Source organism: Rhodococcus sp. NPDC003382 (assembly GCF_053589135.1).
In genome coordinates this window covers 14207-34801 of the sequence record NZ_JBSFRH010000001.1, presented here as the reverse complement: position 1 = coordinate 34801, position 20595 = coordinate 14207, and the positions used below count along the sequence as shown (strand labels likewise).

Genomic DNA, 20595 nt, shown 5'->3' with positions numbered 1-20595 from the left:
GGGCGTCAGCCGGCGACCGCGATCACGGTCATCGAACCCGGTGCGACCTCCGTGAAACCGGCGTCGCGGACCGCGGCGACCGGGCCCCGGCCCGCCTCGGCGCGGGCGCGCAGTTCCTTCCACCGTTCGGGGTCCGCGTCGCGTACGGCGCAGCGGTAGCCGTCCGCGGCCCACGCCCGCACCGCGTCCTCGTCGAGAACCCCGGCGAGCAGCATCACCGCGTGCCCGACCTGCGCCGCGGCCTTGCCCACGGTCATGTCGAGGCCGGCGTCGATCCACAGCACCGGAATGCCGGGATCCGGGTCACCGGGATCGTCGTGCGGCAGGTCGGTGCCACCGATCTGCAGCCGTGAGATGCGCGGGTCCAGGTCACCGACCGGACCCGGCACGAGCGCGCGGGCCTGGGCGCCGTCGTGGTCGACGGTGATCCCGTCGACGTCCTGCGCGGCGAGCCACTGCGCGCCCCGGGCGCGTCGGCTGACCTTCCGGATGCGGGCGTCGTTCCAGGCGAGGTAGGCGTCCTGCCACGGACCGGGCTGTCCGTCCGCGTCCGGTCCGACGCGCGGGTCCAGGCACAGGGCGATCGTCGCCGTCGCCGCGGCCTCGAGCAGTGCGCTGCGCCGCGGCGGGTTCTGCTTGGGGATGTGCAGCACGATCGGCATGGCGAGGACCGCGGCCGGGTCGTCCGGGTCGGGCCGATGCCCGTATCCGCGGGTGAGCACCCGGTGGCGGGCACCGAACCCGGCGTCGGTGTCAGGCACCGCTGTCAGGCACCGCTGTCGAGCGGGACGCGCCGCAGCGTGCCGTCCACCCGGTCCGCGGCCTCGACCTCGTCGCGGGTGACGCCGAGCACGAACAGCACCGCGTCCAGGTACGGGTAGGACAGCGCGGTGTCGGCGACCTCCCGCAGCGCGGGCTTGGCGTTGAACGCGATGCCGAGACCGGCGGCGCTGAGCATGTCGATGTCGTTGGCGCCGTCACCGACCGCGACGGTCTGCTCGATCGGCACCCCGACCTCGTCGGCGAACTCGCGCAGGGCGCGGGCCTTGGCGGCGCGGTCGACGACGTCGCCGACGACCCGGCCGGTGAGCTTGCCGTCGACGATCTCGAGGGTGTTGGCGCGCACGAAGTCGAGTTCGAGTTCGTGCGCGAGACCCTCGATGACCTGACGGAAGCCGCCGGAGACGACGCCGCAGCGGAAGCCGAGGCGGCGCAGCGTGCGGATGGTGGTGCGGGCGCCGGGGGTCAGCTCCAGGCTCTCGGCGACCTCGTCGATCACGGTCGCGGGCAGGCCCGCCAGGGTGGCGACGCGCTGGTTCAGCGATTCGGTGAAGTCGATCTCGCCGCGCATCGCGGCTTCGGTGACGGCGCGGACCTTGTCCTCGACACCGGCGTGAGCGGCGAGCATCTCGATGACCTCGCCCTGCACGAGGGTCGAGTCGACGTCGAACACGATCAGGCGCTTGGAACGCCGGGCCAGGCCGCCGCGCTCGACGGCGATGTCGATCTCGAGGCCTGCGGCGACCTCGGCGAGGCCGGCCCGGAGCTGCGCGTCGGCGTCGGCGCCGGTGTCGGCCGCGGTCACCATGAGTTCGAGGCCGGTGAGGGGGTAGTCCGCGATGCCGCGGATGGAGTCGATGTTGGCGCCCTGGCGGGCCAGTTCCCGGCCGACCGAGCGCATCGCGCGGGCGCTGACGGGGCTGCCGAGCACGACGACGGCGTGCGTCGAGACCGAGTGCTCGAGGCCGCGTTCGACGCCGATCTGCACGTCCGCGTGCATCCCGACCGTGGCCATCGCCGCCTCGATCTCGTCCTGGAGGGCCTCCGGGTCGTTCGGGCACGCGACCAGGACACCGAGTGTCAGCCGGCCGCGGATGACGACCTGCTCGACGTCGAGCAGATCCACGTCGTGGCGGGAGAGCGCCGCGAAGAGCACACCGGTCACACCGGGATGGTCCGGTCCTGTCACGGTCACCAGCACGGTGGTGTCAGACGCCACTACGTCTCCGATCCTTCGTTTCTCTCGCGGCACGGGCCCTTCCATTCTGCCAATCGGAACGGCTGCCTCAGAGGTTGGGGGTGGTGCGCCCGGTCACGCGCAAGGCCCCGCCCGAGCATCGGGCGGGGCCTTGCGTCACATCGGGTTACCGACTTACTTCAGGGCTTCCCTGTCTGCACCCTCGTGCACGGCCACGTTGTGCTTGTGGCTGCCCGGGCCGACGTGGGCCTCGGCCCGCATCCGCTCGACCATGTGCGGGTAGTGCAGCTCGAACGCCGGACGCTCCGACCGGATGCGCGGCAGCTCGGTGAAGTTGTGGCGCGGCGGCGGGCAGGAGGTGGCCCACTCGAGCGAGTTGCCGTAACCCCACGGGTCGTCGACCGTGACGACCTGGCCGTACCGGTAGCTCTTGAAGACGTTCCACAGGAACGGCAGCGTCGAGGCACCGAGGATGAACGAGCCGATCGTCGAGATGGTGTTCAGCGTGGTGAAGCCGTCGGTGGGCAGGTAGTCGGCGTAGCGACGCGGCATGCCCTCGTTGCCCAGCCAGTGCTGCACCAGGAACGTGGTGTGGAAGCCGATGAACGTGAGCCAGAAGTGCCAGCGGGCGAGACGCTCGTCGAGCATGCGGCCGGTCATCTTCGGGAACCAGAAGTAGATGCCCGCGTAGGTGGCGAACACGATGGTGCCGAAGAGCACGTAGTGGAAGTGCGCGACCACGAAGTACGAGTCGTGCAGGTGGAAGTCCAGCGGCGGGCTCGCGAGGATGACGCCGGTCAGACCACCGAAGAGGAACGTGATGATGAAGCCGACCGAGAACAGCATCGGCGATTCGAAGGTCAGCTGACCCTTCCACATCGTCAGGATCCAGTTGAAGAACTTCACGCCGGTCGGGACGGCGATGAGGAACGTCATGAACGAGAAGTACGGCAGCAGCACGGCGCCGGTGGCGTACATGTGGTGTGCCCACACCGCGATGGACAGGGCCGCGATCGCCAGGGTCGCGTAGACCAGGCCGGTGTAACCGAAGATCGGCTTACGCGAGAAGACCGGGAAGATCTCCGAGACGATGCCGAAGAACGGCAGCGCGATGACGTACACCTCGGGGTGGCCGAAGAACCAGAACAGGTGCTGCCACAGCAGGACGCCACCGGTGGCCGGGTCGAAGATGTGGCCACCGAGGTGACGGTCGACGAACAGACCGAAGAACGCGGCGGTGAGCAGCGGGAAGACCAGCAGGATCAGCAGGCTGGTGATGAGGATGTTCCAGGTGAAGATCGGCATCCGGAACATGGTCATGCCGGGGGCGCGCAGGCAGACGACGGTGGTCGTGAAGTTGACCGCACCGAGGATCGTGCCCAGACCCATGACGCCGAGGCCCAGGACCCAGAAGTCGGCGCCGACGCCCGGCGAGTGCAGCTCGCTCGTCAGCGGGGTGTAGGCGGTCCAGCCGAAGTCCGCGGCACCACCGGGGGTGATGAAGCCGGCGAGCACGATGGTCGCGCCGAACAGGTACAGCCAGTAGCTGAAGGAGTTCAGACGCGGGAACGCGACGTCGGGGGCGCCGATCTGCAGCGGGACGATGTAGTTCGCGAACGCGAACACGACCGGCGTCGCGTACATGAGCAGCATGATCGTGCCGTGCATGGTGAACAGCTGGTTGAACTGCTCGTTCGAAAGGAACTGCAGGCCGGGGACCGCGAGCTCGCTGCGCATCAGGAGGGCCATGAGGCCACCGATGAGGAAGAACGAGAACGAGGTGATGAGGTACATGATCCCGAGCAGCTTGGGATCTGTAGTCGTGATCATCTTGTAGATGAACGAACCCTTGGGTCCCTGCCGCGGCGGGTACGGCCTTGCTGCAGCTATCGGGACTGGCTGGGGCGCTACGGCAGTCACTAATCCTCCTGAATGCGCGCTCGACCTCGGGCTGGAGGCGAGCGGTCTCTGGCTTGCGCTGAGTCGAATCGTAGACCGTGCACACAGCGGTCGCCCACCGGGTCCTACTCAGTGTCGTACTCGGTGCGATAGCGTACCTCGAGGTGCTGCCACGACCAGGGTGTTGTTCGTGAGCAGAACCCTCGTGAGCCCCTTCCCCGGCGTGTCGCACGCCTCCCCGCGCGCGGATGATGTACGTCACATCGGACAGGGATTTAGGGTAGCGAAACCTTATCAGGCTAGTGTTGCGTCGTTGTTGCCCCACTCCGAAAGTCCGAGGTATGGACGTGCTCCCTCGATTCCGCCGCCGCGCGACCGTCGCGCTCGCATCGGCACTCACCGCCGCAGTCACCCTCGCCGGCTGCTCCGCCGACAACACCGAGCCGGAAACGTCCGTCTCGTCGACCGAGGGCTTCCCGCGCACGGTCGAACACTTCCGCGGCTCGACCACGCTCGACGAGGCTCCCCTGCGGGTCGTCGCGCTCGACACCAGCTACGCCGACGCGACACTGCTGCTCGAGAGCGAACTCGTCGGCTACGTCGACTACCGCACCGAAGGACTGCCCGACTACCTCGGAGACGCCCCGGAGAAGTACGCCGCGAACGCCGTCTCGGTCGGCAAGGTCGCCGACGTGAGCCTGGAGAAGATCGCCGCCCTCGAGCCCGACCTGATCCTGTCCGCCGAGGTGCGCAACGGTGAGCAGTACGAGGAGCTGTCGGCGATCGCTCCCACCGTCTTCTCCCAGTCCACCGGACCGACCTGGAAGGACAACATCCGGCTCGCCGCCCGGGCGCTCGGCAAGGAGGACCTCGCCGAGCAGAAGATCGGCGAGTACGAGGCACGAGCGAAGGCGATCGGCGACGAGATCAACGCCTCGGCGAACAACCCGACCGTCTCGGTCGTGCGCTTCGCCGGTGAGCCGACCGCGCGCCTGTACCGCACCACCTCGTTCAGCGGCATCGTCCTCGAGGACGCGGGTCTGGCCCGGCCCGAGAGCCAGGGTCCGGATCCGGCCGACCCGAGCAGCATCATGAACGCCATCAGCCCCGAGCTGATCGCCCAGGCGGACGCCGACGTCATCTTCGTCTCGATGTACCGCGACGGCGACGGGAAGTCGGAGGGCGCCGCTCAGCCGTTCCTGACCAACCCGCTGTGGGGGAACCTCCGGGGCCGCAAGATCGACGTCGACGACAGCCTGTGGATGACTCCCGTCAGCATCCAGGGGGCCCACCTGATCCTCGACGACCTCGCGGAGGCGTTCGGGGTCGATCCGCACAAGGGATAACCTGGACCGTCCCCGAAACAGGAAGTGGTCGAATTGCCCGTTGTGCACCGGTCCCGAACTGCCGTCCTCGCCGCCGTCACCGTGGCGACGCTCGCCCTCGCGGGGTGCGGGGAAACCACGGACGATCCGGCGGACAGCATCGTGCGCACGACCACCCGCATCGTCGGGGCCGCGGTCGTCGGTGTCGATCGCGACACCACGACCGCGTGCCCGCTCCCCTCTCCCCTCGACGCGGGGCAGCCGGCCACCGGCACCCGGACCGTCGTGCACACCGCGGGCACCGCAGAGGCTCCCGCGGACCCGCAGCGCATCGTCGTTCTCGACCTCGCGGCGATGGACGCGGTGTGCGCGCTCGGTTTGTGGGAGCGGGTGGTCGGTGTGGCGTTCACCCCGATCGACCCCGGCTACTTCGACTACCTCGGCACCGGCATCGCCGAGTTGCCGTCGGTCGGTTCCGGCGACCTGCCCGATCTCGACCTGGTCGCGCAGGCGCAGCCGGATCTGATCCTGGGCTCGTCGGTCGATTCCGATCTGTACGGCCGGCTCGACGCGATCGCGCCGACCGTGACCGTGGGATCCGACCCCGTGTTCTGGCGGGAGCAGTTCCTGCGCGTCGGCGACGCCCTCGGCCGCCGGGAAGCCGCGCAGCAGGTGCTCGACGACTACCTCCTCGCCGCCGCCGAAGTCGGCCGCGAACTCGCCTCGTCCCAGACGCAGGCGTCGATCGTCCGGTTCACCGCCGACGGGCCCGTCGTGGAAGGCACCGCGTCGTTCGCCGGCCAGGTGATGGCCGACGCCGGCGCCGCCCGGCCCCCCGCCCAGCGCTTCGGCGTCGTCGACGGCCGGTCGTTCGAACCCGTCGACACCGACGATCCGGCGGCGGCGGACGCGGACGTGCTCTTCGTCCGCTTCGACGGCGACACCGGCCTCGCGGAGGGCACCGAATACATGGAAACGGACCGCTGGCTCGATCTCGGCGCCGTGAGCGACCACCGGTTGTTCGCGGTGACCGACGACGTGTGGTCCACGCCCGGCCCGGTCGCGGCCCGGGCGGTCCTCACCGACCTGAAGGTAGCGCTCAATGGCTATTCGAACTGAATTCGGCCGACCCGCCGTGCGGGTCGGCGCTGTCCTCGCAGGCTTGCTCGCAACCGTGCTTCCGGCGGCCGCGCCGGCGTCGGCGCAACCGGAGACCCCGGCCATCGAGGTGTTCGCCGCCGACGGCGTCACCCCGCTCGGCGACCTGCCGGTGCACGAGGGCGACACCGTCGTCGTGCGCGGAACCGGTTTCGACCCGGAGGCGAACCGCACCGGTGGCCTGCCGGTGCCGGTACCGCCGGGAGTGCCGCACGGCACCTTCGTCTCGTTCGGCGGCTTCTCCAAGCACTGGCGTCCTTCCGAGGGTGCCCCCACCGCGAACCGCGCGACCGTACGATCCACCAACGCGTGGGTGCTGTCCGAACGCGCACTGAACCAGGTGCCCAACGTGCCGTTCGACATGCGCCGCACCGTCCGGCAGCAGTGGGTTCCGCTGTCCGACGACGGCTCGTTCACCGCGACCCTCACGATCGACGCTCCCGCCACCGTGCCCGCCGACGCGGTGTACGGCATCTACACCTACGGCGCCGCCGACGCGGTCAACGCCGAGCAGGAACTGTCCGCGCCGGTGAACTTCGATCCCTCCCCCGGCCCGAACGCTCCCGTCCCCGCGTCGCAGGACCTGCTGTGGGGATTCGCGCCCGGCTACACGGACCTGGTCACCGACACCACGCAGGGTTCGGTCGTCGGGAAGAACGGCGCGACCGTCAACCCGGACGGCACGCTCGCATTCGAACTGGCCGAGGCGCAGATCGACCCGGATACCGGACTCGGCCGGATCGAGTACCGCGGCACCGTCGTCTCGTTCACACGCTTCCATCTCCTCGAGATCGCGCTGGCCGATCCGTGGATCGAGTTCACCGAGGACGGCACCTACCTCACCGCCGAATCGTCGACCGGCGATCAGGTCGGGACCGACTCGATGAGCCGGATCACCGTCGCACGTCTCGATGCTGCCGCCGACGCGAGCCGCACCGAGTGGGACGGCGTTCCCGCCCGCTTCTCGGTGCCGCTGCAGCCGTCGGTGCTGCTGCCGTACTCCGGTGGGCAGGCCGCACCCGTGACCTTCCGCTACTGACGGCCGTCGTGCCCGTCCCCGAGTTCGTCGCCGCGCTGCGCGCTCACGTCGGTACCGCCCCCTTGTGGCTGTCCGGCGTGAGCGCCGTCGTGCGCGACGACCACGGCCGGCTCCTGCTGACCCGTCGCGCCGACAACGGTCGCTGGGCGATCGTGTCGGGCATCCTCGAGCCCGGTGAGGAACCTGCGGTCGCGGCGGTCCGCGAGGTCGCGGAGGAAACCGGGGTGGTCGCCGACGTCGTGCGCCTGACGAGTGTGGACGTGACCGCGCCGATCACCTACCCGAACGGCGACGTCGCGCAGTACCTGGACGTGTGCTTCCTGCTGCGCGCGACCGGCGGCTCGGCGCGCGTGGCCGACGACGAGAACCTCGAGGTCGCGTGGTTCGCGCCCGACGCGCTGCCCGCCGATCTGACGGACACCTCGGCGCTGCGCATCGACAAGGCGCTGCGCGACGTGCCCGAGGCGTGGTTCCGCCGCCCCTGAAACGCCCCGGAAACGCCTGCGCTCGTGCGTGTTTCCGGTAGCGGGTGCTACCGAAAACGCGCACGAGCGCGGGGGTTACGCGGACAGTCGGGTCAGAAGTCCCAGTCCTCGTCCTCGGTGACGACCGCCTTGCCGATGACGTACGAGCTGCCGGAGCCCGAGAAGAAGTCGTGGTTCTCGTCGGCGTTCGGGGACAGTGCCGACAGGATCGCCGGGTTGACGTCCGTCTCGTCCTTCGGGAACAGCGCCTCGTAACCCAGGTTCATCAGCGCCTTGTTGGCGTTGTACCGCAGGAACTTCTTGACGTCCTCGGTCAGACCCGCCTCGTCGTACAGGTCTGCGGTGTACTGGGTTTCGTTGTCGTACAGCTCGAACAGCAGCTCGAAGACCCAGTCCTTGAGATCGTCGCGCTCGGCCTGGGTGATCTGCTCGAGGCCCTTCTGGTACTTGTAGCCGATGTAGTAGCCGTGCACCGCCTCGTCGCGGATGATCAGGCGGATCATGTCGGCGGTGTTGGTGAGCTTGGCGCGCGACGACCAGTACATCGGCAGGTAGAAGCCCGAGTAGAACAGGAACGACTCGAGCAGCGTGGAGGCCGCCTTGCGCTTGAGCGGGCTGTCACCCTGGTAGTAGTCGAGGACGATCTGCGCCTTGCGCTGCAGGTTCTCGTTCTCCTCCGACCAGCGGAACGCATCGTCGATCTCGCGGGTCGAGCACAGCGTGGAGAAGATGTTCGAGTACGACTTCGCGTGCACGGACTCCATGAACGCGATGTTGGTGAGCACCGCCTCCTCGTGCGGGGTGACCGCATCCGGGATCAGCGACACCGCACCGACCGTGCCCTGGATGGTGTCGAGCAGCGTCAGACCCGTGAACACGCGCATCGTGAGCTGCTGCTCGTACGCGGTGAGCGTGCCCCAGGACGGGATGTCGTTGGACACCGGCACCTTCTCCGGCAGCCAGAAGTTGCCGGTGAGGCGATCCCAGACCTCGGAGTCCTTCTCGTCGGGGACGCGGTTCCAGTTGATCGCGGACACGCGGTCGATCAGTTTCACGTGGGCGCCGTCGGCCGGCGAGTGTGCGCGGGGTGCGGAAGTGGTCATCGGTCTTTCCCTACTGGATGTCGAAGAGTGTCGGCAGATTTCGTCAGAGCATGCAGGAGACGCAGTTCTCCACCTCGGTGCCCTCGAGCGCCATCTGCCGCAGACGGATGTAGTAGAGCGTCTTGATTCCCTTGCGCCACGCGTAGATCTGCGCCTTGTTCACGTCGCGGGTGGTGACGGTGTCCTTGAAGAACAGCGTCAGCGACAGGCCCTGGTCGACGTGCTGCGTCGCCGCGGCGTAGGTGTCGATGATCTTCTCGTATCCGATCTCGTACGCGTCCTGGAAGTACTCCAGGTTGTCGTTCGTCAGGTACGGCGCCGGGTAGTAGACGCGACCGATCTTGCCTTCCTTGCGGATCTCGATCTTCGACGCCACCGGGTGGATGGAGCTGGTGGAGTTGTTGATGTAGGAGATCGACCCGGTCGGCGGCACGGCCTGCAGGTTCTGGTTGTAGATGCCGTGCTTCTGCACCGACGCCTTCAACTCGCGCCAGTCGTCCTGCGTGGGGATGTCGATGTTCGAATCGGCGAAGAGCTGACGCACCTTCTCGGTCGCCGGCTCCCACACCTGGTCGGTGTACTTGTCGAAGAACTCGCCCGAGGCGTACTTCGACTCCGGGAATCCCGCGAAGTAAGTACCGCGTTCGATCGCGAGCTTGTTCGACGCGCGCAACGCGTGGAACAGCACCGTGTAGAAGTAGATGTTCGTGAAGTCGACGCCCTCCTCGGATCCGTAGAAGATCCGCTCCCGCGCCAGGTAGCCGTGGAGGTTCATCTGGCCCAGGCCGATGGCGTGTCCCTCGTCGTTCGCCTTCTTGATCGAGGGAACGGAGTCGATGGACGTCTGGTCGGCGACCGCGGTCAACGCGCGGATCGCGACCTCGATGGTCTGCGCGAAGTCCGGCGAGTCCATCGTCTTCGCGATGTTCAGCGACCCCAGGTTGCACGAGATGTCCTTGCCCACATGGCTGTAGGACAGATCGTCGTTGTACGTCGACGGGGTCGAGACCTGCAGGATCTCCGAGCACAGGTTCGAGTGGGTGACCTTGCCGGCGATCGGGTTCGCGCGGTTCACGGTGTCCTCGAACATGATGTACGGGTAGCCGGACTCGAACTGCAGCTCGGCGACCGTCTGGAAGAACTCGCGCGCCTTGATCTTCGACTTGCGGATGCGCTTGTCGTCGACCATCTCGTAGTACTTCTCGCTGACGTCGATGTCCGCGAACGGCTTTCCGTAGACGCGCTCGACGTCGTACGGCGAGAACAGGTACATGTCCTCGTTCCGCTTCGCGAGCTCGAACGTGATGTCCGGGATCACGACGCCCAGCGACAACGTCTTGATGCGGATCTTCTCGTCGGCGTTCTCACGCTTGGTGTCGAGGAACCGGTAGATGTCCGGGTGGTGCGCGTGCAGGTAGACGGCACCGGCACCCTGACGGGCACCGAGCTGGTTGGCGTACGAGAAGGAGTCCTCGAGCAGCTTCATGATCGGGATGACACCCGACGACTGGTTCTCGATCTTCTTGATCGGGGCGCCGTGCTCACGAATGTTGCTGAGCAGCAACGCGACACCGCCGCCGCGCTTGGACAGCTGCAGGGCGGAGTTGATCGCGCGGCCGATCGACTCCATGTTGTCCTCGATGCGCAGCAGGAAGCACGAGACCGGCTCGCCGCGCTGCTTCTTGCCGGAGTTGAGGAACGTGGGGGTCGCCGGCTGGAAGCGGCCGGAGATGATCTCGTCGACCAGGTGCGTCGCGAGGATCTCGTCACCGTCGGCGAGGGTCAGCGCGACCATGCACACACGGTCCTCGAAGCGTTCGAGGTACCGCTTGCCGTCGAACGTCTTGAGCGTGTACGACGTGTAGTACTTGAACGCACCCAGGAACGTCGGGAACCGGAACTTCTTCGAATACGCGTGCTGGAACAGCTTCTTCACGAACGGGCGCGAGTACTTCCCGAGAACCTCGGGCTCGTAGTAGTTCTCCTCGACGAGGTAGTCGAGCTTCTCGTCGAGGTCGTGGAAGAACACGGTGTTCTGGTTGACGTGCTGCAGGAAGTACTGCCGGGCCGCGGCCACGTCCTTGTCGAACTGGATCTCGCCGTTGGGACCGTAGAGATTCAGCATCGCGTTGAGCGCGTGGTAGTCGAGGCCTTCGAGCGAAGCGTCCGACTTGGCGCTCGTCGCGGTCGGCGCGGGATCGGTGATGGTCACGGTGTTTGCTCCCACTGTGAGTATCGGGTAACGGCGAGTTACGTCTGCGGCCGCGCACCCGGCTTGCCGGTTCGCGGTCGTTCGAGGCGTGGAGACCACGCGGGGCGGCTAGGCGGTCTGCAGTGACCGATCCCAGAACTGCGCGAGTCCCGCCCGGACGCGTTCGACGTCCTCGGCGGTTCCCATCAGTTCGAATCGATAGAGGTACGGAACCTTGCACTTTCGCGAAACGATATCGCCTGCAAAGCAATACGACTCGCCGAAGTTGGTGTTTCCCGCGGCGATGACGCCCCGGATCAGTGCGCGGTTGTGTTCGTTGTTGAGGAATCGGATGACCTGTTTGGGAACGAAGCTCGTGTCCCGTCCGGTCACGGTGGTGCCGCCCCCGTAGGTCGGCACGATCAGGACGTACGGCTCGTGCACCTCGAACGAGCCGTCACGGTCGTGCAGCGGGATCCGGTGCGCCGGCAACCCGAGCCGCTCGACGAATCGATGGGTGTTCTCCGACGCACTCGAGAAGTACACGAGGCGCGTTCCTGTGGGTGCTGAACTCATCGGTACTCACCATCTGCTCGCTCGCTCGGAAGGACCGGCCCCACACACCCGGTCCTTCACACACACAAGGGTTCACACACACAAGGGGTTGTGCCGGTGCCGCCGGAGCGGCACCGGGAACATCAGGCCGCGACCGCGAGCTGCTTGATGCGATCGGGACGGAAACCCGACCAGTGGTCGTCACCGGCGACGACAACGGGCGCCTGGAGGTAACCCAGGGCCATCACGTAGTCACGAGCCTCCGGGTTCTCGGAGATGTCGACGACGTCGTACTCGATACCGGCCTTGTCGAGGGCACGGTAGGTGGCATTGCACTGGACGCAAGCAGGCTTGGTGTAGACGGTGATGTTCATAGGAGCCCCTTTTGTTCCAACGGGCCGAAACGGCCTGGCGACTGACTGCTGCGTGGTGCTCGAACGGCCGTCGAATCGAGTCGATCCTTCTTCCCCAGAGGGACCGGTGATGTTGTGGCCTTCCAGCGGTCTAGACACTACACCTTGTGGCAGACAGATTCACCAAACCCAGGATGTTGTGAACTACATTCTTGGTATTCCCAGGTCGCGCATGTCCGACCTGGGCGTTTTCCACCCCCTTTCGGCGTGTCGCGCGCCGTCCGTCGGGGTGTGCGTTCGACCACACCGCGAGGCGCGTCCGAGGACAGTGTGGCGCAGCCCACCGACACGTTCCGTGGGCGTCGCGCGAGGCGTTCTTCTAGGGCAGTGCCGGCAGCAGATCGTCGAGCCGCACGGGCAGTGCTCGCACCCTCGTCCCCGTCGCATGCCAGACCGCGTTGACCACCGCGGCGGCGCTGCCGACGATGCCGATCTCCCCCGTGCCGCGCGAGCCCATCGGGGTGGCGCGCCGATCGTCCTCGTCGAGCCATGCGGCATCGACGTCGCCGATGTCGGCGTGGGTCGGAATCAGGTATTCGGCGAGATCGTGGTTGACGATGTGGCCCAGCCGGGCGTCGCGGTGGCTCTCCTCGAACAGCGCCATCGAGATCCCGAAGCTCATGCCGCCGATGAACTGCGAGCGGGCGGTGCGCGGATTGACCACCCGCCCCACCGAGAACATCCCGAACATCCGGGGGACCCGGATCTCGCCGGTGTCCACGTCGACCCGCACCTCCGCGAAGTGCGCGCCGTACGAGTGGATGCTGTAGTGCTCGAGTTCCGGAGCCTTGCCCGCGGTCGCACTCGCCTCGGCGCCCGGCTCGGGGTCGCCGCCGAACCGCTTGTGGAACTCGTCCGCCGCCGCGACGATCGCGCTCCCCCACGACGACGTGCCGGACGACCCGCCCGCGACCGTCGCGTTCGGCAGTGCGGTGTCGCCGATCTCGACGTCCACGTCCTCGGGACGGCAGCCGAGCGCATCGGCGGCGACGAGGGTCAGTGCCGTCCAGGCGCCGGTCCCGATGTCGGCGGCGCCGGTGCGCACCGAGTACCGGCCCGCACCGAGGTATCGGACGGTGACCTCCGAACCCGGGGCGACCATGTGCGGGTAGGTCGCGGAGGCGACCCCGGTTCCGACCAGCCAGCGACCGTCGCGCCGGATCCCGGGTTCGCGATCGTCGGGGTTCCACCCGAACCGGCGGGCGCCTTCGCGCAGGCACTCGACCAGACGTCGCGACGACCACGGCTTCCCGGACTCGGGATCGATTTCGGGTTCGTTGCGGATGCGCAACTCGATCGGGTCCACGCCGCAGCGGTGTGCGAGTTCGTCGAGCGCGACCTCGAGCGCGAACATTCCCGGCGCCTCCCCGGGGGCGCGCATCCAGAACGGTGCCGGTACGTCGAGGGGGACGGCGCGGTGGGTGGTGCGCAGGTTGCCGGTGGCGTACATGGTGCGGGCGGGAACCGCGGCCTGCTCGACGAATTCGTCGACGTGGGAGGACTGCACGACGCTGTCGTGAGAGACCGCGACCAAGCGGCCGTCGTGCTCGGCGCCCAGGCGCACCCGCGATACGGTCGGAGCGCGGTAGCCGACGTAGCCGAACATGTCGCGGCGCGGCACCGCGAACTTCACGGCGCGGCCGGGCAGTTTCCGCGCGGCCATCGCGGTGAGCACGTCGTGGGCGTGCGGGCCGCCCTTCGACCCGAATCCGCCGCCGACGTAGGGCGCGACCACCCGGATCCGCTCCTGCTCGATGCCCAGTGCGGACGCGAGCGCCGCGGCGACTCCGTGCGGGTGCTGGGTCGAGTCGTAGACGGTGAGCCGGTCGTCGGCCCACACCGCGACCGCGGTGTGCGGCTCGAGCGGATTGTTGTGTTCCTCGGGGGTGGAATAGGTTTCGTCGACGACCACGTCCGCATGGGCGAGGGCGTTGTCGACGTCGCCGCGCGCGGTGTCCGGCGGGAATCCGCCGTTGACCTTCTCCGGCGTGTAGCGGTCGGGGTGGTCCGCCCGGAACACGACGTCGTGGGGCTGTTCGTCGTACTCGACGGCGATCAGGTCGCACGCCTCCTGTGCGACCTCGGGTGTCTCGGCGACGACGGCGGCGACGATCTGCCCGCGGAACGCGACCTCGAAGCTCTGCAGCACGCGGTGCTCGCCGCGGTCGGGTTCGACGAGCCGGGGTGCGTTCTGCGGGGTGAGCACGGTGAGGACCCCGGGTACGGCCAGCGCGGCGTCGGTGTCGATGGCCCGGATCGTCCCGCGGGCGACGGCCGCGGTCAGCGGAACCAGGTAGGCCGGATGATCGACGGGATGTTCGTATGCGTACGGCGCTGTGCCCGCGACCTTCTGCGGGCCGTCGACGCGCGGCGTCGAGGTTCCGATCGCCGTGTGCGATGCGGTCACGATCGTTCCTCCCGGGTCGCTCGTGCAGTGAGGTCGCGCAGCACCGCCACGGTGGTGCGGCGCAGCAGCGGCACCTTGAAGGCATTGCCGTCGAGGGGCCGGGCGTCGGCGAGTTCGGCGTCGGCGGCCGCGGCGAACGTCGTGTCGTCGGGTGCGTGGCCGAGCACGACCTCCTCGGCGCGGTGGGCGCGCCACGGCCGGGTTGCGACGCCGCCGTAGGCGAGACGGCAGCCGGTGACGGTGCCGGCCGAGACGGTGAGGTCCGCGGCGACGGACACCAGCGCGAACGCGTACGACGCCCGGTCGCGCACCTTCCGGTAGCAGGCGACCGCATTCTGCGGCGGGGGTAGCTCCACCGCGACGACGAGATCGTCGTGGTCGAGAACGGTGTCGCTCTGCGGGTCGTCACCGGGCAGCCGGTAGAACTCCTCGAGCGGGATGTGCCGCTCCCCTGTCGCGCCCAGCACCACGACGACCGCGTCGAGCGCGACCATCGCCACGGCCATGTCGGACGGGTGGGTCGCCACGCACCGGTCGGAGCCGCCGAGGACCGCGTGCTGGCGGTTGAATCCGCCGAGGGCCGCGCAGCCGCTGCCGGGGTCTCGTTTGTTGCACGGGGTGGTCGGGTCCCGGAAGTACACGCAGCGGGTGCGCTGGAGCAGATTGCCGCCGACGGTGGCGGCGTTGCGGATCTGCGCGGAGGCACCGGAGAGAAGGGCCTGCGACAGTCCGGGATACAGGTCGCGGATGGTGGGATGCACCGCGAGGTCGGTGTTGGAGACGGTCGCGCCGATCCGCACTCCCCCGTCGGCGGTCGGTTCGATCCCGTCGAGCGGCAGGCGGGAGATGTCGACGAGCAGATCGGGGGCGGTGACGCCGAGTTTGAGGTGGTCGACGAGGTTCGTCCCCCCGGCGAGGTACGCGCCGCCGGGCGCGGAGTGCATGGCGGCGACCGCCGCCTCGGGATTCTCCGGCCGGAGGTACTGCAGTGGTCTCACGGCCTGGCCTCCCGGTTCGCGGCGACGCTGCGCACCGCGGCGACGATGTTGGGATAGGCGGCGCAGCGGCACAGGTTGCCGCTCAGCCGCTCCCGGATCTCGGCGTCGTCGAGCTCGGGTGAACCGCCCGGAGAGGTGACGGCACTGAGGTCGCCGCGGTCGAACTCGGCGAGCATGCCTGTCGCCGAACAGATCTGGCCGGGGGTGCAGTAGCCGCACTGGAACGCGTCGTGATCGACGAACGCGTCGTGCAGCGGATGTGTCGGCCGTTCGGCGAGTCCGGCGGCGGTGACGATGTCGGCGCCGTCGTGCGAGACGGCGAGGGCCAGGCAGGTCACGACGCGACGGGAGTCGAGCAGGACCGTGCACGAACCGCACTGGCCGTGATCGCAGCCCTTCTTCGGGGACATGCAGCCGATGCGGTCGCGCAGGGCGTCGAGCAGGGTGGTGCGCACGTCCACGACGATGCGCCGTTCGTGTCCGTCGACGCGCAGGGTGACGGTGTGCCAGTGGTCGCCGGTCTCCGGGTGGTCCGCGCCGTTCGACATGTTCCCTCCGATCCGTGTGTCTCCGGATGGAGTTCCCCCGATTCGGGGCCGGAAACCCGGCTCGGCGCGGTACCGGACGACGCAGGCCCCCGACATCGCGGATGCGATGCGGGGGCCTGTGACGTGCGGCGGAGATGTCAGGCGTCGACGAGGGCCTTCTCGGCGGCGAGAAGGTTGACGAGAACCTCGGTGAGCTGGCCGGCGGTCTCGGCGTGCTCCTTCGGGTGCGCCTCACCGAACTTGCCGATGGTGCCGCCGACGGACAGCGAACCGCCCTCGACGACCTTGCCGCCGGCGATGCCGACGGACTTGACGGTGTCCTCGAGCGCCCACTTGGCGGCGTTGCCGCTCGGGGAGGCGCTCACGACCGCGACGGGCTTGCCGGCGATGGCGCCGGAGCCGTAGGGGCGCGACAGCCAGTCGATGGCGTTCTTCAGCACGGCCGGGATGGTGCCGTTGTATTCGGGGGTGAACAGCACGACGGCGTCGGCGGCGGCACCGGCTTCACGCAGCGCGACCGCCGCGGCCGGGGCGTTCTCGCCGTCGATGTCCTCGTTGTAGAAGGGAACGTCGGCCAGGCCTTCGTAGATGACGACCTCGGCGCCCTCGGGTGCGAGTTCGGCGGCGGCCTCGGCGAGCTTACGGTTGACGGAGGCGGAGCGGAGGCTGCCGACGAGAGCGAGAATGCGCGTCTGGGACATGGGTCATCCTTCGTTTTGATCCAGGGGTGGGCCGGTTACCCACGACAAGCATAAACGGACCGCGGTCCACTTTCATTCCCGGGGCGGCTATTGTGATGACGTGAACACCATCCCCCTGCCCCGGGCGGACGACGAGCACACCGCCGAGCGATGCGATGCCGCCCGCAACCGGCGCCTTCTCCTCGACGCCGCGACCCTCCTGGTGAGCGAACGCGGTGTCGACGCCGTGACGATGGAAGCCGTCGCGGCCCGGGCCGGGGTCGGCAAGGGCACCGTGTTCCGCCGTTTCGGATCGCGCGGCGGCCTGATGCAGGCGCTGCTCGACCACACCGAACGCGAATTCCAGGAAGCGTTCATGACCGGTCCCCCGCCGCTGGGTCCCGGCGCCGATCCCGTCGACCGGCTGATCGCGTTCGGTCGGGCCCGCATCGCCCTCGTCGAGGTGCAGGGCGAGTTGCTGCGCGCGGCGGAGGCGTCCAGTTCCAACCGGTTCGACGCACCCGCCCGGGCGGTCACCCGCACTCACATCGAGACGCTGCTGCGGGCCGCGGACGTCGGCGGCGACGTGCCGCTGCTGGCGCATTCCCTGTGCGCATCCCTCGAGGCGACCCTCGTGCTGCACCAGTGGCGCAACCTCGGCTACAGCCTCGACCGGCTCTCCGACAACTGGTCCGATCTGGTGCGCCGCGTCGCAGCCTCCCCCGATTCGGACGATCCGGACCGTACTGTGACGGCATGAGCCGCACCTTCGGAGTTCTTGCCGCACTTGCCCTCACCGTCGTCGCGACCGCCTGCAGCAGCGACGAGGGCGCCGACGCCACATCGTCCGCGACGGACCCCGCCGCCCTGATCGGCCGCACGTTCGTCTCCACCGAGGTCACCGGCACCCCGATCCCCGGCGAGGGGCCGCTCGTCGTCGAATTCCCGGAGCCGGGCCGGATCGCGGCCACCGCCGGATGCAACCGCGCGGTCGGCGAGGTCGATCTCGCGGACGGGGTGCTGCGCACCGATCGGCTGGCGAGCACGATGATGGCCTGCCCGCCCCCGAAGGACGGCGCCGACGCGTGGCTGACCGGACTGTTCGACGCCGATCCACAGTGGTCCGTCGACGGCGACGTGCTCACCCTCACCGGCGACGCGGTGACCGTCTCGCTCACCGACAAGAAGGTCGTCGACCCGGACCGGCCGCTGACCGGCACCGAATGGGTCGCCACCACGATGTACACCCCGGACGCGACCGTCACGTCGGTGGCGCTCGAGCGGTCCGCGCCCAGCCTGCTCGTCGACGAGGACGGGTCGGTCAGCGGCAGCACCGGATGCAACCGGTTCACCGGCACCGCGCAGATCGGCGACGGCACCCTGACGTTCGGGCCGCTCGCCACGACCCGCATGGCGTGCCCGGATCCGGAGGTGGCCGCCGTCGAGAACCACGTGCTGGCGGTGCTGGCCGGCGAGACCGTCTACGAGATCGACGCCGCCACGATGCGGATCACCGCCCCCAACGGCGTGGACGGGCTCGGCTTCACCGCCCGGTAGCGGCTCAGTACCGGTCGGCCAGCCAGGTCGCGAGAATCCGGGCGCTCTCGTCGACCTGCGCCGGCCAGTCCAGCGCGGACTCGTCGGCGTGATCGCTGACGTGCTTGACGAGCCGGCACCGCGCGCCCATACGGGCGGCGGCGAACGCGATCGCGAACCCCTCCATGTCGACGAGATCGGCGCGGGTCGCGAGCGCGTCGCGCACCTCGGCGTCGGAGACGAACGCGTCCCCGGTGGCCAGCACCGTGCCGTCGCCGTCGGGCAGCTCGAGCACGTCCTGCACGGGATGTCCGAGGCTGCGCAGGATCTCGCTGCTGATGTCGTGGTTGATCACCGTCGACGGCACGTACAGGCCGCCGTGGTGCGAATGCAGCGCACCGGCGGTTCCGATGTTGACGACCAGCGGCCGCGCGTCCCGCGGATACGCGGCCAGCGCCTCGGTCACCGCGACCGCCGCCGCGACCTTCCCGATGTCCGTGATCACGGTCTCGAAGCGCTTCGGCACATGGGCGGCCTCGCTCTTGGTGGCGGCGACGACAAGAATCCCGTTCACGTGCGTTCTCCGATGTCGAGTGTCGCGAGCGCCGCCCGGTGCAGCGCTCGCCCGTACCCGGAACCGTATCCTGCGGCGTGCACCGCCAGCGGATGCAGCTGGTGCAGCGGCACCCGCTCGCGCCACCCGGGTCGCAGCGGATGCGCGGAGTCGTAACCGGCGAGCACGTCGTCCAGGTACGGGCAGCCGAACAGCGCGAGCATCGCGAGATCGGTTTCGCGGTGCCCGCCGTGTGCCGCGGGATCGATGACCACCACCCCCTCGGGCGACCACAGCACGTTGCCGTTCCACAGGTCGCCGTGCAGCCGGGCGGGCGGTGCGTCGTCGTCGAAGGCCCCGGACGCGACGAGCGCGCACGCACGCTCGATGTCGGGCAGCTGCCGCGCGGTCACGTGACCGGCCTCGACCGCGATCCCGACGAAGGGCAGGACGCGTTCCATCGCGTAGAACTCTCCCCAGCTCGCGTGCACCGTGCTGCTCATCGGTCGACTGCCGATGAAGATCTGGCCGTCGAATCCGTCCGGCGCGCAACCGAACCCATCGGCTCCGGCATCGTGCGCGATCGCCAGGCGTGCCCCGAACTCCCGGGCCGCCGCCGCATCCGGCGCGGTCTCGGTGATCCGCTCGAGTTCGATGAACCGGGCGTCGACGCGGTGCACCCGCGGCACCCGCAGCCCGGCCCGCGCGAGCCATTCCAGACCGGCCGCCTCGGCGCGGTAGAAGTCCGGGTGCGCATCCGGATCGTGTTTGCGAAAGACACGGTCGCTGTTCACCGCACCGAGTCTGCCCGGTGTGCCGGACATAGGCGCGCGGCGCCGCAACGACACCGCTAGGGTTTTGCGAATGACGACCCTTCGCGCCCAGATCATCGAAGAACTCGGCGTCAAGCCGACGATCGACCCGCAGGCCGAGATCCGGCTGCGGGTGGACTTCCTCAAGGACTACCTGCGCAGCACGTTCGCCAAAGGATTCGTCCTCGGGATCAGCGGTGGCCAGGACAGCACGCTGGCCGGCCGGCTGACGCAGCTCGCCGTCGAGGAACTGCGCGCCGAACACTACGACGTCGAGTTCGTCGCCGTTCGCCTGCCCTACGGTGAGCAGGCCGACGAACACGACGCGCAGATCGCGCTCGACTTCATCCGGCCGGACCGGTCGCTGCGGGTCAACGTCAAGCCCGGGGCCGACGCGAGCGCCGCCGAAGCCGGCGAGGCGATGGCGGAGATCTTCGGTGAGGGGATCCGGCTGCGCGACTTCGTGCGCGGCAACATCAAGGCCCGCGAGCGGATGATGCTGCAGTACGCGATCGCCGGGGAACTCGGCTATCTCGTCGTCGGCACCGACCACGCCGCGGAGGCCGTCACCGGCTTCTTCACCAAGTTCGGCGACGGCGGTGTCGATCTCACGCCGTTGACGGGCCTGACCAAGCGTCAGGGCGCGGAACTCCTGCGTGAACTCGGCGCGCCGGAAAGCACGTGGAAGAAGGTTCCCACCGCCGACCTCGAGGACGACCGTCCGGCACTGCCGGACGAGGTGGCGCTCGGCATGACCTACAACGAGATCGACGACTACCTCGAGGGCAAGCCCGTCACCGACGAACTGGCCGCCAAGGTCGAGGAGGTCTTCCTCAAGACCCGGCACAAGCGCACCGTCCCGGTCACGCCGTACGACACCTGGTGGCGCTGACGGGTCCCGCACCCGCCCGACGG

The 20595-nt window shown here is 68.8% G+C and carries 20 protein-coding genes; 7 read left to right on the top strand and 13 right to left on the bottom strand.

Annotated features, from left to right (window positions below):
• Positions 1 to 5 precede the first annotated feature (5 nt).
• From ACWDUD_RS00175 to ctaD, 3 genes are all read right to left on the bottom strand, one after another.
• Positions 6 to 770 (bottom strand): peptidyl-tRNA hydrolase, encoded by a 765-nt coding sequence (locus ACWDUD_RS00175; protein WP_450108137.1) that lies wholly within the window; start codon positions 768 to 770, stop codon positions 6 to 8.
• Positions 767 to 2044 (bottom strand): phosphoserine phosphatase SerB, encoded by a 1278-nt coding sequence (gene serB / locus ACWDUD_RS00170; RefSeq protein ID WP_248673350.1) that lies wholly within the window; start codon positions 2042 to 2044, stop codon positions 767 to 769. The genes ACWDUD_RS00175 and serB overlap by 4 nt, the downstream gene beginning before the upstream one ends.
• 108 nt (positions 2045 to 2152) lie before the next feature.
• Positions 2153 to 3898 carry an aa3-type cytochrome oxidase subunit I gene (gene ctaD, locus ACWDUD_RS00165; RefSeq protein ID WP_248673351.1) on the bottom strand — a complete coding sequence of 582 codons (1746 nt, stop codon included), beginning with the start codon at positions 3896 to 3898 and terminating at the stop codon, positions 2153 to 2155.
• Positions 3899 to 4218: 320 nt separating this feature from the next.
• Between ctaD and ACWDUD_RS00160 the strand changes: the two genes are divergently transcribed.
• From ACWDUD_RS00160 to ACWDUD_RS00145, 4 genes are read left to right on the top strand one after another with little or no spacing between them, the layout of a single operon-like run.
• Positions 4219 to 5223, top strand: a complete 1005-nt coding sequence (locus tag ACWDUD_RS00160) for an ABC transporter substrate-binding protein (protein ID WP_450107993.1) — start codon at positions 4219 to 4221, stop codon at positions 5221 to 5223.
• Between the two features lie 33 nt (positions 5224 to 5256).
• Entirely contained in the window at positions 5257 to 6321 is a 1065-nt protein-coding gene (locus tag ACWDUD_RS00155; RefSeq protein WP_450107992.1) for an ABC transporter substrate-binding protein, read from the top strand.
• Positions 6305 to 7399 (top strand): HtaA domain-containing protein, encoded by a 1095-nt coding sequence (locus ACWDUD_RS00150; RefSeq protein WP_450107991.1) that lies wholly within the window; start codon positions 6305 to 6307, stop codon positions 7397 to 7399. The genes ACWDUD_RS00155 and ACWDUD_RS00150 overlap by 17 nt, the downstream gene beginning before the upstream one ends.
• A gap of 8 nt (positions 7400 to 7407) precedes the next feature.
• Positions 7408 to 7884, top strand: a complete 477-nt coding sequence (locus ACWDUD_RS00145) for an NUDIX hydrolase (RefSeq protein ID WP_450107990.1) — start codon at positions 7408 to 7410, stop codon at positions 7882 to 7884.
• Between the two features lie 92 nt (positions 7885 to 7976).
• Here ACWDUD_RS00145 and nrdF read toward each other — a convergent pair whose 3' ends face one another.
• The 8 genes from nrdF to ACWDUD_RS00105 all read right to left on the bottom strand — a co-directional run bounded on the left by nrdF (position 7977) and on the right by ACWDUD_RS00105 (position 16800).
• Positions 7977 to 8987 carry a class 1b ribonucleoside-diphosphate reductase subunit beta gene (gene nrdF / locus ACWDUD_RS00140; protein WP_197255371.1) on the bottom strand — a complete coding sequence of 337 codons (1011 nt, stop codon included), beginning with the start codon at positions 8985 to 8987 and terminating at the stop codon, positions 7977 to 7979.
• 43 nt (positions 8988 to 9030) lie between these two features.
• A complete protein-coding gene (gene nrdE, locus ACWDUD_RS00135; protein WP_450107989.1) occupies positions 9031 to 11199 on the bottom strand; it encodes a class 1b ribonucleoside-diphosphate reductase subunit alpha in 2169 nt (722 codons plus the stop codon).
• Between the two features lie 108 nt (positions 11200 to 11307).
• Positions 11308 to 11754 (bottom strand): class Ib ribonucleoside-diphosphate reductase assembly flavoprotein NrdI, encoded by a 447-nt coding sequence (gene nrdI / locus ACWDUD_RS00130; protein WP_197255366.1) that lies wholly within the window; start codon positions 11752 to 11754, stop codon positions 11308 to 11310.
• A 122-nt stretch (positions 11755 to 11876) separates the two neighbouring features.
• Positions 11877 to 12107, bottom strand: a complete 231-nt coding sequence (locus ACWDUD_RS00125) for a redoxin NrdH (RefSeq protein ID WP_197255364.1) — start codon at positions 12105 to 12107, stop codon at positions 11877 to 11879.
• 358 nt (positions 12108 to 12465) lie between these two features.
• Entirely contained in the window at positions 12466 to 14556 is a 2091-nt protein-coding gene (locus ACWDUD_RS00120; protein ID WP_450108136.1) for a xanthine dehydrogenase family protein molybdopterin-binding subunit, read from the bottom strand.
• Positions 14550 to 15551, bottom strand: coding sequence for an FAD binding domain-containing protein (locus ACWDUD_RS00115; protein WP_450107988.1), 1002 nt, complete (start codon positions 15549 to 15551; stop codon positions 14550 to 14552). The genes ACWDUD_RS00120 and ACWDUD_RS00115 overlap by 7 nt, the downstream gene beginning before the upstream one ends.
• Positions 15548 to 16099 (bottom strand): (2Fe-2S)-binding protein, encoded by a 552-nt coding sequence (locus tag ACWDUD_RS00110; protein ID WP_450107987.1) that lies wholly within the window; start codon positions 16097 to 16099, stop codon positions 15548 to 15550. Before ACWDUD_RS00110 ends, ACWDUD_RS00115 begins: the two co-directional genes overlap by 4 nt.
• Positions 16100 to 16236: 137 nt before the next feature.
• Positions 16237 to 16800 (bottom strand): NADPH-dependent FMN reductase, encoded by a 564-nt coding sequence (locus tag ACWDUD_RS00105; protein ID WP_450107986.1) that lies wholly within the window; start codon positions 16798 to 16800, stop codon positions 16237 to 16239.
• Positions 16801 to 16900: 100 nt separating this feature from the next.
• Between ACWDUD_RS00105 and ACWDUD_RS00100 the strand changes: the two genes are divergently transcribed.
• Both ACWDUD_RS00100 and ACWDUD_RS00095 read left to right on the top strand, forming a co-directional pair.
• A complete protein-coding gene (locus ACWDUD_RS00100; protein ID WP_197255356.1) occupies positions 16901 to 17539 on the top strand; it encodes a TetR/AcrR family transcriptional regulator in 639 nt (212 codons plus the stop codon).
• Positions 17536 to 18336 (top strand): META domain-containing protein, encoded by an 801-nt coding sequence (locus tag ACWDUD_RS00095; protein ID WP_450107985.1) that lies wholly within the window; start codon positions 17536 to 17538, stop codon positions 18334 to 18336. Before ACWDUD_RS00100 ends, ACWDUD_RS00095 begins: the two co-directional genes overlap by 4 nt.
• 4 nt (positions 18337 to 18340) lie before the next feature.
• Here ACWDUD_RS00095 and ACWDUD_RS00090 read toward each other — a convergent pair whose 3' ends face one another.
• Both ACWDUD_RS00090 and ACWDUD_RS00085 read right to left on the bottom strand, forming a co-directional pair.
• Entirely contained in the window at positions 18341 to 18889 is a 549-nt protein-coding gene (locus ACWDUD_RS00090) for a nucleosidase (RefSeq protein ID WP_197255352.1), read from the bottom strand.
• Positions 18886 to 19692, bottom strand: a complete 807-nt coding sequence (locus ACWDUD_RS00085; RefSeq protein WP_450107984.1) for a fructosamine kinase family protein — start codon at positions 19690 to 19692, stop codon at positions 18886 to 18888. Before ACWDUD_RS00085 ends, ACWDUD_RS00090 begins: the two co-directional genes overlap by 4 nt.
• A 40-nt stretch (positions 19693 to 19732) precedes the next feature.
• On the opposite strand from ACWDUD_RS00085, the gene nadE reads away from it, so the two are divergent.
• A complete protein-coding gene (nadE, locus tag ACWDUD_RS00080) occupies positions 19733 to 20572 on the top strand; it encodes an ammonia-dependent NAD(+) synthetase (RefSeq protein ID WP_450107983.1) in 840 nt (279 codons plus the stop codon).
• Positions 20573 to 20595: the final 23 nt, after the last annotated feature.